General features: G+C 69.3%; 14 protein-coding genes. 7 read left to right on the top strand and 7 right to left on the bottom strand.

What is annotated here, in order from left to right; translation table 11 throughout:
* The first annotated feature begins 143 nt into the window (after positions 1-143).
* The 4 genes from I3F54_RS18505 to cseC all read left to right on the top strand — a co-directional run bounded on the left by I3F54_RS18505 (position 144) and on the right by cseC (position 3,559).
* Positions 144-683: a SigE family RNA polymerase sigma factor gene (locus tag I3F54_RS18505; RefSeq protein WP_240119921.1), complete on the top strand. Its 540-nt coding sequence runs from the start codon at positions 144-146 to the stop codon at positions 681-683.
* Positions 671-1,333, top strand: a complete 663-nt coding sequence (locus tag I3F54_RS18500; RefSeq protein WP_240119920.1) for a hypothetical protein — start codon at positions 671-673, stop codon at positions 1,331-1,333. The genes I3F54_RS18505 and I3F54_RS18500 overlap by 13 nt, the downstream gene beginning before the upstream one ends.
* A 160-nt stretch (positions 1,334-1,493) precedes the next feature.
* Positions 1,494-2,198 carry a two-component system response regulator CseB gene (cseB, locus tag I3F54_RS18495; RefSeq protein ID WP_240119919.1) on the top strand — a complete coding sequence of 235 codons (705 nt, stop codon included), beginning with the start codon at positions 1,494-1,496 and terminating at the stop codon, positions 2,196-2,198.
* Positions 2,199-2,215: 17 nt separating this feature from the next.
* Entirely contained in the window at positions 2,216-3,559 is a 1,344-nt protein-coding gene (gene cseC, locus I3F54_RS18490; RefSeq protein WP_240119918.1) for a two-component system sensor histidine kinase CseC, read from the top strand.
* A 281-nt stretch (positions 3,560-3,840) separates the two neighbouring features.
* On the opposite strand, the gene I3F54_RS18485 is transcribed toward cseC, so the two are convergent.
* Positions 3,841-5,466 (bottom strand): MDR family MFS transporter, encoded by a 1,626-nt coding sequence (locus tag I3F54_RS18485; RefSeq protein WP_240119917.1) that lies wholly within the window; start codon positions 5,464-5,466, stop codon positions 3,841-3,843.
* 121 nt (positions 5,467-5,587) lie between these two features.
* Here I3F54_RS18485 and I3F54_RS18480 point away from each other — a divergent pair, with 121 nt between their 5' ends.
* Positions 5,588-6,178 (top strand): TetR/AcrR family transcriptional regulator, encoded by a 591-nt coding sequence (locus I3F54_RS18480; RefSeq protein ID WP_240119916.1) that lies wholly within the window; start codon positions 5,588-5,590, stop codon positions 6,176-6,178.
* Positions 6,179-6,190: 12 nt separating this feature from the next.
* On the opposite strand, the gene I3F54_RS18475 is transcribed toward I3F54_RS18480, so the two are convergent.
* Positions 6,191-6,856 carry a M23 family metallopeptidase gene (locus I3F54_RS18475; RefSeq protein WP_240119915.1) on the bottom strand — a complete coding sequence of 222 codons (666 nt, stop codon included), beginning with the start codon at positions 6,854-6,856 and terminating at the stop codon, positions 6,191-6,193.
* A 446-nt stretch (positions 6,857-7,302) separates the two neighbouring features.
* On the opposite strand from I3F54_RS18475, the gene I3F54_RS18470 reads away from it, so the two are divergent.
* On the top strand, positions 7,303-7,947 hold the full coding sequence (locus I3F54_RS18470) for an HAD family acid phosphatase (RefSeq protein WP_240119914.1): 645 nt from the start codon (positions 7,303-7,305) through the stop codon (positions 7,945-7,947).
* A 147-nt stretch (positions 7,948-8,094) separates the two neighbouring features.
* Here I3F54_RS18470 and I3F54_RS18465 read toward each other — a convergent pair whose 3' ends face one another.
* Complete coding sequence (locus I3F54_RS18465) at positions 8,095-10,620, bottom strand: ATP-dependent Clp protease ATP-binding subunit (protein ID WP_240119913.1); 2,526 nt, start codon at positions 10,618-10,620, stop codon at positions 8,095-8,097.
* 430 nt (positions 10,621-11,050) lie between these two features.
* On the opposite strand from I3F54_RS18465, the gene I3F54_RS18460 reads away from it, so the two are divergent.
* Positions 11,051-11,824: an SCO3374 family protein gene (locus I3F54_RS18460; RefSeq protein WP_240119912.1), complete on the top strand. Its 774-nt coding sequence runs from the start codon at positions 11,051-11,053 to the stop codon at positions 11,822-11,824.
* Here the strand turns inward: I3F54_RS18460 and I3F54_RS18455 are convergent.
* The 4 genes from I3F54_RS18455 to I3F54_RS18440 form a co-directional block, all read right to left on the bottom strand.
* Positions 11,803-12,138, bottom strand: coding sequence for an Lsr2 family protein (locus I3F54_RS18455; protein ID WP_240119911.1), 336 nt, complete (start codon positions 12,136-12,138; stop codon positions 11,803-11,805). The two genes, I3F54_RS18460 and I3F54_RS18455, sit on opposite strands and share 22 nt — an antisense overlap.
* A 255-nt stretch (positions 12,139-12,393) precedes the next feature.
* Positions 12,394-12,942, bottom strand: coding sequence for an amino-acid N-acetyltransferase (locus tag I3F54_RS18450; protein WP_240119910.1), 549 nt, complete (start codon positions 12,940-12,942; stop codon positions 12,394-12,396).
* 9 nt (positions 12,943-12,951) lie between these two features.
* Positions 12,952-13,356, bottom strand: a complete 405-nt coding sequence (locus tag I3F54_RS18445; protein ID WP_240119947.1) for a BlaI/MecI/CopY family transcriptional regulator — start codon at positions 13,354-13,356, stop codon at positions 12,952-12,954.
* Positions 13,357-13,586: 230 nt separating this feature from the next.
* Positions 13,587-13,766: a hypothetical protein gene (locus I3F54_RS18440; protein ID WP_240119909.1), complete on the bottom strand. Its 180-nt coding sequence runs from the start codon at positions 13,764-13,766 to the stop codon at positions 13,587-13,589.
* Between the last annotated feature and the right edge of the window lie 6 nt (positions 13,767-13,772).

The raw sequence follows: 13,772 nt of genomic DNA, 5'->3' as shown, positions 1-13,772 counted from the left end.
CGGACAACGTCGTGACAACGCCTCCGTAGCTTCGATTGCGCACCCGGGAGACCGGGAGGGCTACAGACCACAGGCAGTGAATCCCGGCGACGGCAGGTTCGTCGGGAAACGGGGAAAAAGCGGGGAATCGGAGGCGGTTGGTCATGGCGCAGGGAGAGGTGCTCGAGTTCGAGGAGTACGTCCGCACCCGGCAGGACGCACTGCTGCGCAGCGCCCGCCGGCTGGTCCCGGACCCGGTCGACGCCCAGGATCTGCTGCAGACCGCCCTGGTGCGGACGTACAACCGCTGGGACGGCATCGCCGACAAGCGGCTCGCGGACGCCTACCTGCGCCGGGTGATGATCAACACGCGGACGGAGTGGTGGCGGGCACGCAAGCTGGAGGAAGTGCCCACCGAGCAGCTCCCGGACGCCTGTGTCGACGACGCCACCGAGCAGCACGCCGACCGCGCCCTGCTGATGGACGTCATGAAGGTGCTCGCCCCGAAGCAGCGCAGTGTGGTCGTGCTGCGACACTGGGAGCAGATGTCCACGGAGGAGACGGCCGCGGCCCTCGGCATGTCGGCCGGAACGGTCAAGAGCACGCTGCACCGAGCGCTCGCCCGGCTCCGCGAGGAGCTGCAGGCGCGTGATCTGGACGCACGCGCGCTGGAGCGTGAGGAGCAGGAGCGTTGCGCGGCCTGACCGGCGCGGGGCCCACGGCCCGGACCTTCCAGGCGGCGATCGCGGCGGTGGCCGCGCTCGCCGCCGTCGCCCTTTTGGTGTCCGCCTGCTCCACCGGCGGGACCGGTGCACGGGACGAGGGCCCCGCACACGCCGACTCGGTCGTGGGCGCGGCGTCCACGCGGTCACCCGACCCGTCGCCCGAGCCGTCGGCCGGCCGGCCGCGGGTGGATCCGGTGCTGCTCGTCAAAGAGGACCCGCAGGTGTCGCCCTCGGTCAAACAGGACCTCCAGCCCTGCGTCGGCGACGAGTACCCGGTGGACGTGTCGTACGGCGACCTGACCGGCGGATCGGCCGAGGACGTCGTGGTCAATGTGCTGACCTGCGGAGACGCCGTGGGCGTCGGATCCTACGTGTACCACGAGCAGGACGGCGCCTACGCGAACGTGTTCGCGGCCGAGGAGTCCCCGGTCTACGCGGAGATCGACCGCGGCGACCTGGTGGTGACCAAGCAGGTGTACGAGAAGGACGACCCGGTCTCCAGCCCGTCCGGCGAGGTCGTGATCACGTACTCCTGGATCGCCGGGCGCTTCGTGCAGCGGGACCTGCATCGCACGGAGTACAGCACGGCCGTCGGCTCGGGCGGGGCGGCGGCGCCCGAGAGCGGCTGACGACTTCTTTCCCGTCCGTGTGAACCGAACGGGCCGCTCGATCCGATGTACGAGTGAGGGCAGCACACGGACAGGCGCCGGCGCGGAGACGCACAGGCACGGCAGAGGCAGAGCACAGGCACGGCCCGCACGAGACCGACACGAGAACTGAGAGCATCGGATGGCAGAGCAGACCCACGTCCTGTTCGTCGAGGACGACGATGTCATCCGCGAGGCCACACAGCTCGCCCTGGAGCGGGACGGCTTCGCGGTGACCGCCATGCCCGACGGCTTGTCCGGTCTGGAGGCGTTCCGGGCGAACCGCCCCGACATCGCCCTGCTGGACGTCATGGTCCCCGGTCTGGACGGCGTCAGCCTGTGCCGGCGCATCCGGGACGAGTCCACCGTCCCGGTGATCATGCTGTCCGCGCGTGCCGACTCCATCGACGTCGTCCTCGGTCTGGAAGCGGGCGCCGACGACTACGTGACCAAGCCGTTCGACGGTGCCGTCCTGGTCGCCCGCATCCGCGCGGTGCTGCGCCGCTTCGGCCACGCCGGTGGCGGCGACCGCGCGGAGCAGGAGGCCTCCGCCGACACGAGCGGGACGCTGGCCTTCGGAGACCTGGAGATCGACACCGACGGCATGGAGGTGCGCCGCGCCGGGCAGCCGGTGGCGCTGACACCCACCGAGATGCGCCTGCTGCTGGAGTTCTCCTCGGCGCCGGGGACCGTGCTCTCCCGCGACAAGCTCCTGGAGCGGGTGTGGGACTACGGCTGGGGCGGGGACACCCGTGTCGTCGACGTCCATGTGCAGCGGCTGCGCACCAAGATCGGCCAGGACCGCATCGAGACGGTCCGCGGCTTCGGCTACAAGCTCAGGGCCTGAGCGGGGCGGGCGGCGACATGCGGGGGTACTTCCGGCGTCCGGTCCCGGCGCGCGTACGGCGTGCGGGCATCCGCACGGGCCTGAGATGGAAGCTCAGCGCGGCCATCGCGCTGGTCGGCGCGCTGGTGACGATCGTGCTCAGTTTGGTCGTGCACAACGCCGCGCGGGTGTCGATGCTGGACAACGCGCGCGACCTCGCCGACGAACGCATGCAGACCGCCCAGCGCAACTACGAACTGTCCGGCCGACCCAACTTCCCCAACATCAAGATCGACGACCCGCGGCTGCCGCAGGAGCTGCGCCAGAAGGTCGAGGACGGCCGCCGGGCCACCTTCGTCTCCGACCGCAGGGGCGGCGGCCCGGACATCTGGGCGGCCGTGCCGGTCAAGGACGGACACGTGCTGTCGCTCCACACCGGGATCACCGACCGCAGCACCGACATCCTCAACGACCTCGACCGGGCCCTGGTCATCGGATCCATCGCGGTCGTCGTCGGAGGCAGCGCCCTGGGGGTCCTGATCGGCGGACAGCTCTCACGCCGGCTGAGCAAGGCGGCCGCCGCCGCCAACCAGGTCGCCAACGGCGAGACGGACGTGCGGGTGCGTGACGCCATCGGCGGGGTCGTACGGGACGAGACCTACGACCTGGCCAGCGCGGTGGACGCGATGGCCGACGCGCTCCAGCAGCGGTTGGAGGCGGAGCGCCGGGTCACCGCGGACATCGCGCACGAACTGCGCACCCCGGTGACGGGACTGCTGACCGCGGCGGAACTGCTCCCGCCGGGGCGGCCGACGGAGCTGGTCCTGGACCGGGCCAAGGCGATGCGCACCCTCGTCGAGGACGTGCTGGAGGTGGCCCGCCTCGACGGCGCCTCGGAGCGGGCGGAACTGCAGGACATCATGCTGGGGGAGTTCGTCTCGCGGCGGGTCGCCGCGAGAGACCCGGCCGTCGAGGTGCGGGTGGTGCACGAGTCGGAGGTCACCACCGACCCGCGCCGCCTGGAGCGCGTGCTGTTCAACCTGCTGGCCAACGCGGCCCGGCACGGCAAGCCGCCGATCGAGGTCACCGTCGAGGGCCGGGTCGTCCGGGTCCGCGACCACGGACCCGGTTTCCCGGAGGAGTTGCTCGCCGACGGGCCGAGCCGCTTCCGTACCGGCAGCATCGACCGCGCGGGACACGGGCACGGGCTCGGCCTGACCATCGCCGCCGGCCAGGCCCGGGTGCTGGGAGCCCGCCTGACCTTCCGCAACATCCGGCCCTCGGGTACGCCCCCGTACATACCGGCCGAGGGCGCGGTCGCCGTCCTGTGGCTGCCCGAGCACGCCCCCACCGACACCGGCAGCTACCCGATGCTGCCGTAGGCCCGAGGGTCGGGGGTCGGGGGTGGTGCAGGGCCGATCCGGACGATGGGCGTGCGGGGACTCCGACGGCCCCGGCGGGGTCGAGCGCGGGGGTGCTGGCCGGAGATGCACCCTCCGGTGTGGCCGCCGACGCCCCTGGCGACCTCGGCGCGGACATGACGAAAGACCCCGGGGCGGGCACCCACCGGGGACCTTCGGGACAGCGGCTCGGCGGCTCAGCAGCCCGGCGGCTCACCGTCGGGTCGGTGCCGCGCCGTGACGGCGAAGGTGACCGCCGCGGCTCACGCCGTCTCGACGACCGGCGCCTGCGCGCCGGCGGTGTCCTGCCCCGCCTCGTCCTTGCCCGGTCCCGCCCCCTTGAGCGGAACCTCCGTCACGAACAGCGAGGACACCAGGACGATCACGGCGACCGCGGCACCCAGCAGGAACGCGCTGTGCGTTCCGGAGGACACCGCGTGCTGGTATGCCTCCCGAGCCGCGGCGGGCAACCTGGCCAGGCTGGCTGCGTCCAGCTGCGCGGACTGCTCGGTGATCTTCGACCCGAGCGCGCCGGCTCGCGCGGCCATGACGTCCTGCACCCGGTGGCTGAAGAGCGCACCCATGATCGCGACGCCGAAGGAGGAGCCGAGCGTGCGGAAGAGGGTGGTGGAGGAGGACGCGACGCCCATGTCCTTCATGCTCACGCTGTTCTGCGCCACCAGCATGGTGATCTGCATCAGGCAGCCCATGCCCGCGCCGAGGACGGCCATGTAGACGCCCGAGGTGAGCCGGGTCGTCTCGGTATCCATCGTCGACAGCAGGTACAGGCCGGCGGTCATCAGCACGCCGCCGGTGATCGGGAAGACCTTGTACCGGCCGGTGTTGGTGGTGACCCGCCCGGCGACCATCGAGGTCACGAGCATCGCGCCGAGCATCGGCAGGAGCAGCAGCCCCGAGTTGGTCGCGGACGCTCCCTGCACGGCCTGCTGGTACAGCGGCAGGAAGAGCGTGGCACCGAACATCGCGAAGCCGGTGATGAAGCCGATGACGGACATCAGCGTGAAGTTGCCGCTGCGGAAGATGTGCAGTGGCAGGACCGGCTCGGCGGCCTTGGTCTGCCAGAACACGAACCCGATCAGCGCGGCGACACCGATGCCGATGAGTTCCATGATCCGCGCGGACGTCCAGGCGTACTCGGTGCCGCCCCAGGTGGTCACCAGCACGATGGAGGTGATGCCGACGGTGAGCAGGCCCGCGCCGAGGTAGTCGATGCGCGCCCGGGACAGCTTCTTCGGCAGGTGCAGTACGGCACTGATCAGTCCGAGGGCCACGACGCCGAGCGGCAGGTTGATGTAGAAGGTCCAGCGCCAGCCCCAGTGGTCGGTGATGCTGCCGCCGACCAGCGGACCGCCGATCATCGCCAGCGCCATGACGCCGGCCATCATGCCCTGGTACTTGCCTCGCTCGCGGGGTGGCACCAGGTCACCGATGATCGCCATGACACCCACCATCAGACCGCCGGCGCCCAGGCCCTGAACCGCGCGGAATCCGATCAGCTGCCCCATGTCCTGGGCGATGCCGCTGAGCGCGGAGCCGATCAGGAAGATCACGATCGACGTCATGAACGAGCCTTTGCGGCCGTACATGTCGCCGAGCTTGCCCCAGATGGGAGTCGAGGCGGCGGTCGCCAGGGTGTACGCGGTCACGACCCAGGAGAGGTGTTCGAGGCCGCCGAGCTCGCCCACGATCGTCGGCATCGCGGTGCCCACGATCATGTTGTCGAGCATCGCGAGCATCATGGCGATCATCAGGGCGAGCAGCACGACCCGAACGCTCCTGGGCTTGGTGCCCGTGTCCGGCCCGGTCCGCGATGCGTCTGAATCCGCCGGCTGCGCGGCGCCCGGCGCCGGTTGCTGTGTGTCCGCCATCGTTCCCACTCCCCCGGAAGAGCTACTTACTTGCCGACCGGCTAGTTGTCTAGACTGGAAGGTAGACGCGCTCCTAGCCGGGCGTCAAGTAAGTTTTCCGAGGCTGTGCGGCAGTAGGAAGATGGGCAGCATCATGGACGGCACCCACCAGCAGCGACGTCGCGGGGACACCCGCCAGCGCATCCAGGACGTGGCCCTCGAACTCTTCGCCGAGCAGGGCTACGAGAAGACCTCGCTGCGCGAGATCGCCGAGGGCCTGGACGTGACGAAGGCCGCGCTGTACTACCACTTCAAGACGAAGGAAGAGATCCTCGTCAGCATCTTCGAGGACCTCTCCCAGCCGATCGAGGACCTCATCGAGTGGGGTGGGCAGCAGCCCAACAGCCTCGCCACGAAGCAGGAGATCGTGCGCCGCTACAGCGACGCCCTGGCCGGAGCCGCCCCGCTCTTCCGCTTCATGCAGGAGAACCAGGCGACCATCCGGGAACTGCGCATCGGCGAGATGTTCAAGGACCGCATGCTGCGCCTGCGCGACATCCTCATCGACCCGGACGCCGAACTGGTCGACCAGGTCCGCTGCATCAGCGCCATGTTCACGCTGCACGCCGGCATCTTCGTCATGCAGGACGTGGAGGGCGACCCCGAGGAGAAGCGCAAGGCCGTCCTGGAGGTCGCCACGGACCTGGTGACCCAGGCGCACCAGGGCGCCTGAGACGACAGTGCGTCAGACCTTCACGCCCTTGCTGCGCAGGAAGGTGACGGGATTGATGGCCGAGCCGTAGTTCGGCGTCTTGCGGATCTCGAAGTGCAGGTGCGGGCCGCTGGAGTTGCCGGTGTTGCCGGACAGCGCGATGTGCTGACCCGTGGTGACGACCTGACCGACCTTCACGTCGATGCGCGACAGGTGCGCGTACTGCGAGTAGGTGCCGTTGCCGTGCTTGATCACGATGGCGTTTCCGTAGGCGGGACCGTCACCGGCGCCGTTGCCGCCGGCCTTGACCACGGTGCCGCCGTGCGCGGCGACGACGTTGGTGCCGGTCGGCACGGCGAAGTCCTGACCGGAGTGGCGATGCGACCACATGCCGCCGGCCTGGTTGAAGCTCGCCGACAGACGGTAGTGCTTCACCGGGTCGACCCAGGCGGCCTTCTTCGCAGCGGCCTTCTTCACCTCGGCGGCCTTCTTCGCGGCGGCGGCCTCCTTGGCAGCCTTGGCCTGAGCGGCGGCCTGGGCCTCGACTGCCGTGGCGGCGCTGGTAGCGGACGTTGCGTCGGCGGCGACCGCAACCCCGGCACCCAGTACGACCGAGGCCCCCAGTCCGGCGGCCAGGACGGCGGCGCGGGTGCGGAGCGGGGACATACGGGACGTGCGGGACGTGACGCGCTGGAACATCGAAACCTCAGGAGGACGGGGACAGAGAAAAGCCACCCGACGCGACAGGCGTCCGCCGGATGGGCTCATCCTTGGTAACCCCGACCCCCACAAAGCCCCAAACGTGTGATCTACGACGGAAGCTAGTACATCAGCTCAAAACTTCCGACTCCTTGACAGATCTACCACTTGGAGCAAATCGCCACAAAGTCGTCAAAGTAGCCCGTCAATCCAGGGAGCAATGTCCCTTTGGTCAGATTTCAGGGCAATCCAAGATCCCACTATTCCGCGTAGTAACGGACAAATCGGCTGTGCGGCATGTCACCGGTCGCCGAGATCAATGACTTCCCCAATGTGGCGCAGACCTCTAGCCACTTACTGTCCGGTAACCCTACGGTTCCTCTCGCGCCACCCTCACCACCGATCATGCACTCATCAACGGCACCGGACGTGAGAGGACCCCCCACATGACCCACCGACGCACCTGGTGGCACCGAGCATCCCTGGTCGCCGCCGCCGCGACCGCCCTCGTGGCGACGGCCGCCCCGGCAGAGGCGGTGGTCCCCTCCGGCGCCCCCTCGGCCGTCACCGCCCTTTCGGCCTCGGCCTCCTCGGACAAGGTGGACTACGACACCTGGCAGCGGGACTGCCGGACCGTCATGGACGAGGCCCTGCCGTACCTCCAGCAGCGGATCGCGCAGAGCCGGCCGGGCGAGAAGCAGGCGATCGTCTTCGACGTCGACAACACCACCCTGGAGACCGACTTCGGCTTCACCTTCCCACAGCCGGCCAACAGGCCGGTCCGCGAGGTGGCCCGGTACGCCCAGGAGCACGGCGTCGCCCTGTTCTTCGTCACCGCCCGACCCGGCATCATCTACCTGCCGACCGAGTACAACCTCGAACACGACGGCTACCAGGTTTCCGGCCTGTACGTCCGCGGCCTGTTCGACCTGTTCAAGAGCGTCTCCGCCTACAAGACCGCGCAGCGCACCGACATCGAGTCCCGCGGCTACTCGATCATCGCCAACATCGGCAACAGCGCCACCGACCTGTCCGGCGGCCACGCCGAGCGGACGTTCAAGCTGCCCGACTACGGCGGCCAGCTGTCCTGACCGCTCCCCGCCGCCGACCGCGGCGGCACCGCCGCGCCCGGACCCCGGTGCCGGGCGACGGCAGAACCCGCTCGCCCGCACGCGCTCCGAACACGCCGACGGGGCCGGTGCCCGAAAGCACCGGCCCCGTCGGGCTGACCAAGACGGCTACGCGTCCTTGCTCAGGTTCGGCCCGGCACCGCCGGCCGCCTGCTCGATCGGCGGGACGTCGGGCAGCGCCGACTTCTCCTCGCCGCGGAAGGTGAAGGTCGCCGCGTCGCCCTCGCCCTCGGTGTCCACGACCACGATGTGACCGGGACGCAGCTCACCGAAGAGGATCTTCTCCGAGAGCGTGTCCTCGATCTCGCGCTGGATCGTGCGGCGCAGCGGCCGGGCGCCCAGCACGGGGTCGTAGCCCTTCTTGGACAGCAGCTCCTTGGCGGACTGGGAGAGCTCGATGCCCATGTCCCGGTCCTTCAGGCGCTCGTCCACCTTGCTGATCATCAGGTCGACGATCCGGAGGATGTCGTTCTGGGTCAGCTGCGGGAAGACGACGACGTCGTCGACGCGGTTGAGGAACTCGGGCCGGAAGTGCTGCTTGAGCTCGTCCGAGACCTTGTTCTTCATGCGCTCGTAGTTGCTCTTCGTGTCGCCCTGGGCGGCGAAGCCCAGGTTGAAGCCCTTGGAGATGTCCCGGGTGCCGAGGTTGGTCGTCATGATGATGACCGTGTTCTTGAAGTCCACGACCCGGCCCTGGGAGTCGGTCAGGCGACCGTCCTCCAGGATCTGCAGCAGCGAGTTGAAGATGTCCGGGTGGGCCTTCTCGACCTCGTCGAAGAGGACGACGGAGAACGGCTTGCGGCGGACCTTCTCGGTCAGCTGGCCGCCCTCCTCGTAACCCACGTAGCCGGGGGGCGAACCGAAGAGACGCGAGACCGTGTGCTTCTCGCTGAACTCCGACATGTCGAGGGAGATCAGCGCGTCCTCGTCGCCGAAGAGGAACTCGGCCAGCGCCTTGGACAGCTCGGTCTTACCGACACCGGACGGGCCGGCGAAGATGAACGAGCCGCCCGGACGCTTCGGGTCCTTCAGACCGGCACGCGTACGGCGGATCGCCTTCGACAGCGCCTTGACGGCGTCGTCCTGGCCGATGACCCGCTTGTGCAGTTCCTCCTCCATGCGGAGCAGGCGGCTGGACTCCTCCTCGGTCAGCTTGAAGACCGGGATGCCGGTGGCGGTGGCGAGGACCTCGGCGATCAGCTCGCCGTCGACCTCGGCGACGACGTCCATGTCGCCGGCCTTCCACTCCTTCTCCCGCTTGGCCTTGGCGGCCAGGAGCTGCTTCTCCTTGTCACGCAGGGAAGCGGCCTTCTCGAAGTCCTGCGAGTCGATCGCGGACTCCTTGTCCCGGCGGACACCGGCGATCTTCTCGTCGAACTCGCGCAGGTCCGGCGGCGCGGTCATCCGGCGGATGCGCATCCTCGAACCGGCCTCGTCGATCAGGTCGATCGCCTTGTCCGGCAGGAAGCGGTCCGAGATGTACCGGTCGGCCAGGGTGGCGGCCTGGACCAGCGCCTCGTCGGTGATGGAGACGCGGTGGTGCGCCTCGTACCGGTCGCGCAGGCCCTTGAGGATCTCGATCGTGTGCGGCAGGGACGGCTCGGCGACCTGGATCGGCTGGAAGCGGCGCTCCAGGGCCGCGTCCTTCTCCAGGTGCTTGCGGTACTCGTCCAGCGTGGTCGCACCGATGGTCTGCAGCTCACCGCGGGCCAGCATCGGCTTCAGGATCGAGGCGGCGTCGATGGCGCCCTCGGCGGCACCCGCACCGACCAGCGTGTGCAGCTCGTCGATGAACAGGATGATGTCGCCGCGGGTGCGGATCTCCTTGAGCACCTTCTTCAGGCGCTCCTCGAAGTCACCGCGGTAGCGGGAGCCGGCGACCAGGGCACCGAGGTCGAGGGTGTAGAGGTGCTTGTCCTTGAGGGTCTCGGGCACCTCGCCCTTGACGATGGCCTGGGCGAGGCCCTCGACGACGGCGGTCTTGCCGACACCGGGCTCACCGATCAGGACCGGGTTGTTCTTGGTGCGGCGGGACAGCACCTGCATGACCCGCTCGATCTCCTTCTCGCGCCCGATGACCGGGTCGAGCTTGGACTCGCGAGCGGCCTGGGTGAGGTTCCGGCCGAACTGGTCGAGGACCAGGGACGTGGAGGGCGTGCCCTCGGCAGGACCGCCCGCGGTGGCGGCCTCCTTGCCCTGGTAGCCGGAGAGCAGCTGGATGACCTGCTGCCGCACCCGGTTGAGGTCTGCGCCCAGCTTCACGAGGACCTGGGCGGCGACACCCTCACCCTCGCGGATCAGGCCGAGCAGGATGTGCTCCGTGCCGATGTAGTTGTGGCCCAGCTGGAGGGCCTCGCGGAGCGACAGCTCCAGGACCTTCTTGGCACGGGGGGTGAAGGGGATGTGACCGGAGGGCGCCTGCTGGCCCTGCCCGATGATCTCCTCCACCTGCTGGCGGACCGCCTCGAGCGAAATCCCGAGGCTCTCAAGGGCCTTGGCGGCGACACCCTCACCCTCGTGGATCAGGCCCAGGAGGATGTGCTCGGTGCCGATGTAGTTGTGGTTGAGCATCCGGGCTTCTTCCTGAGCCAGGACGACAACCCGCCGCGCGCGGTCGGTGAACCTCTCGAACATCGTTAATCGCTCCTCAGAGCGGTCAGGCAGTGGGGGGAACTTCCCCTCCCTGTCCTTCCGCAGCTTAGTCCCGCAAGCGGGGACCGCTCATTCCAACTGCCGACACCGTCGATGGCCTCCTGACCCCGAACGCCGACATCTGCTCCAACCCGATGGTGCGAGACGATGTTCCCGCAGGCCAGGCAGATACCCCACTCACCAGTACGCCGATGGCGAACGTGAGACGGCCTGCCCTGCGTGTCGCCCCCTCCCACTAGGGATGTCTTACCCGCAGCCACCGACAGTCCATGCCGCGCGCACCGGTCCCCTCCGCTATGGGCGAACAATCTTGCGGCTTCCGGCACCCCCGGACGCCCCCTCGAACAACACGCTCGGCATGCGGCGGAGCACCCAGCGTAACCCGAACGGCCTTCCGGCGGTTGCACGTGGCATGGCTGGCGCAGCACCTCCATGGCCCGTGGTCCCCCCTCCCCGGCGGCCGCCCGGTGCGAATGCCCGGGTGCGGCGCTGGTACGAGGACGAACTGGGGTGGCCGACGCTGCCGGGGGAGCCGCTGCGGCTGCCCCTCGGCGTCCGCTTCGACGTCCTGGACGTGCCGGCGGCGGCGGGCCGGGCCGCGCTGCGGCGCGTGCCCGCGGACTGTCCGGTTGCCCTGAGGGGCGATCGGATGGTCCTGCTCGTGGCCGCGGGCAGCGCGGAGGAGTTGCCGGGCCTGCTGGAGTGGCTGGAGTGGGGCGGCCTGCCGCTGGACCTCAGGGCCCTCGGCACGGGCGCGGAGATGGGCGCGCCGCCGCCACCCGCCGGGCCGGGCTCACCGGTTACCGCGCCGGCACGCACCGCGGCATGGGACGCGGCGGAGGCGCACGGCCTCCGCTCCGAGGCGCCTGCACCTCCGGACCCCGGGCCGGCGCCTGCACCTCCGGACCCCGGGCCGGCGCCTGCACCTCCGGACCCCGGGCCGGCGTCCGGCTCCCCCGAACCGGAACCGCTGGCCCTGAGCCGCTCGGACACGGTGCAGCCGACCGCCGTCTGGCTGCGGCCCCCCGTGCCGGGGTGCGAGGTCGAGGCCTCGCTGCCGTCGTTGACGGCGCTGGGGAGTGCCGGCGGCACCCCTGACCTGGTACGGCTCGTGGACACGGTGGCAACGCACTGCCACCGGATCCGGCTGAGGCGTACCTGTGCTCAGCCGTTGGCCTTCTCGTAGGCCTCGCGAATGGACGCCGGGACACGGCCGCGGTCGTTGACCTCGTAGCCGTTCTCCTTCGCCCAGGCGCGGATCGCAGCCGTGTCCTGGGTGCCGCCGGAAGCGGCACGCGCCTTTCCGCGCCCGCCAGAGGCGCGGCCTCCGGTACGGCGACCGCCCTTCAGATAGGGCTCGAGAAGACCGCGCAGCTTGTCCGCATTGGCAGTCGTGAGGTCGATCTCGTAGGTCTTGCCGTCCAGCGCGAACGTCACGGTCTCGTCCGCCTCGCCGCCGTCGAGGTCGTCGACAAGAAGGACCTGAACCTTCTGTGCCACCGGATTTCCTTTCATCGATAACGTGAGGGCACGGGGCCCGCGGCGTCCGCCGTTTCGCCGCCCCTTGTTATATGCAGTACTGCAGTACGTCGGAAAGCAAACCGCTTTTGCTGGAAAAACACAAACCCCCGGCGGAGACCGGTTGCCGCCTCCGGGCCGGAAAGATGCGCGTTTCGGACATAGGGAACCGGGGCAGGTGCTGCCGGTCGGAATAGGGGGCAGATCCCCCTGTCAGTTGCCAGCACCCGTTGACGATCACAGATGCAGAAGCATCCGACTGTTGCCCAAGGTGTTGGGTTTCACTCGTTCGAGACCGAGGAACTCTGCGACGCCCTCGTCATAGGAACGCATCAGCTCCGCGTAGACATCGGTGTCGACCGGCGTCTCACCGATCTCCACGAAGCCGTGCCTGCCGAAGAAGTCGACTTCGAAGGTCAGACAGAAAACGCGGCGAACACCGAGCCAGCGGGCGGTCTGCAGCAACTTCTCCAGCACCCGATGACCGACGCCGGCGCCCTTCAGGCCGGGCGTCACCGCAAGAGTGCGCACTTCGGCCAGGTCTTCCCACATCACGTGCAGCGCACCGCAGCCGACGACCTCGGCGTTGTCGTCCCGTTCCGCGACCCAGAACTCCTGGATGTCCTCGTAAAGCGTCACCGTCGCTTTGTCGAGCAGGATGCCGCCACGGACGTACGCGTCAAGGAGCCGGCGGACGGCGGGGACATCGCTGGTGCGGGCCCGCCGGACCGTGATGGCTTTAGCCGTGGCCTCGGGACTCTCGGCGGAGGGACTCTCTGCTGACATGAGCGGACGCTATCGCCCGCCGCTCCCGGATGCCGAGCCGGGGTTCTCCGTACCGTCTTCCCCACCGGGTGCGGGTTCCGGGGATGTTTCGCCGTCGCCGACGATGCGCATCGCATCACGCAGGGCCTGGCGCTGCTCATCGCTCATCATGCCGAAGAAGGCGACGAGTGCGGCGGCGGGGTTGTCGCTCTGCGCCCAGGCGTCGTTCATCAGCGCCGCCGCGTAGGCGGCCCGGGTGGAGACCGCCTCATATCGATAGGCCCGGCCTTCCGCCTCACGGCGGACCCAGCCCTTCTGATGGAGATTGTCCAAAACGGTCATGACCGTGGTGTAAGCGATCGACCGTTCCTGCTGAAGGTCTTCCAGGACTTCCCGAACGGTGACAGGGCGGTTCCACTTCCACACCCGCGTCATGACCGCGTCTTCGAGTTCTCCCAATGGGCGAGGCACAGCTCAGCACAGTAGTGGGAGATGTCGGTCCTGGCGTGCCGGACGGGCACATTCAGGTCCGAACGGGGGCGAAAAGGGCGTACGACCCGACCGGCACGCACGCGTGCGGAAGTCGTACGCCGCTCAGCGGGCCGCCGCCGGGGCGGCCCGCTGGGCCCGGCGGCGGCGGCGGCCCGGCCTGCGGCGCACCGGGTTCAGGCGTCGGTGCCCGCGGAGGACTGGCGGGCACCCTCGGCGCGGGCCAGCTCGGCGTCGACCGCCGCGTCCTCCTTGGTCTTGTTGGCCCCGCCCTGGGTCTTCACGATCACCCGGATCACGCCGACGAAGAACACGGCCATGACGAGCGGGGGTACGAGCGCGGAGACGTAGTCCATGGCCCA

Source organism: Streptomyces sp. MUM 2J (assembly GCF_022414535.1).
Classification (GTDB): Bacteria; Actinomycetota; Actinomycetes; order Streptomycetales; family Streptomycetaceae; genus Streptomyces.
The sequence above is the reverse complement of the archived record's forward strand: the minus strand, read 5'-3'. Positions and strand labels throughout refer to the sequence as shown.

Excerpts from the sequence above, each read along its gene's own strand:
- I3F54_RS18440 (WP_240119909.1), bottom strand. The coding sequence starts at position 13,766 with ATGGACTACGTCTCCGCGCTCGTACCCCCGCTCGTCATGGCCGTGTTC.
- I3F54_RS18450 (WP_240119910.1), bottom strand. The coding sequence starts at position 12,942 with ATGTCAGCAGAGAGTCCCTCCGCCGAGAGTCCCGAGGCCACGGCTAAA.
- I3F54_RS18465 (WP_240119913.1), bottom strand. The coding sequence starts at position 10,620 with ATGTTCGAGAGGTTCACCGACCGCGCGCGGCGGGTTGTCGTCCTGGCT.
- cseC (WP_240119918.1), top strand. The coding sequence starts at position 2,216 with ATGCGGGGGTACTTCCGGCGTCCGGTCCCGGCGCGCGTACGGCGTGCG.
- I3F54_RS18485 (WP_240119917.1), bottom strand. The coding sequence starts at position 5,466 with ATGGCGGACACACAGCAACCGGCGCCGGGCGCCGCGCAGCCGGCGGAT.
- I3F54_RS18505 (WP_240119921.1), top strand. The coding sequence starts at position 144 with ATGGCGCAGGGAGAGGTGCTCGAGTTCGAGGAGTACGTCCGCACCCGG.
- I3F54_RS18445 (WP_240119947.1), bottom strand. The coding sequence starts at position 13,356 with ATGACGCGGGTGTGGAAGTGGAACCGCCCTGTCACCGTTCGGGAAGTC.
- I3F54_RS18460 (WP_240119912.1), top strand. The coding sequence starts at position 11,051 with ATGGCTGGCGCAGCACCTCCATGGCCCGTGGTCCCCCCTCCCCGGCGG.
- I3F54_RS18475 (WP_240119915.1), bottom strand. The coding sequence starts at position 6,856 with ATGTTCCAGCGCGTCACGTCCCGCACGTCCCGTATGTCCCCGCTCCGC.
- cseB (WP_240119919.1), top strand. The coding sequence starts at position 1,494 with ATGGCAGAGCAGACCCACGTCCTGTTCGTCGAGGACGACGATGTCATC.
- I3F54_RS18470 (WP_240119914.1), top strand. The coding sequence starts at position 7,303 with ATGACCCACCGACGCACCTGGTGGCACCGAGCATCCCTGGTCGCCGCC.
- I3F54_RS18480 (WP_240119916.1), top strand. The coding sequence starts at position 5,588 with ATGGGCAGCATCATGGACGGCACCCACCAGCAGCGACGTCGCGGGGAC.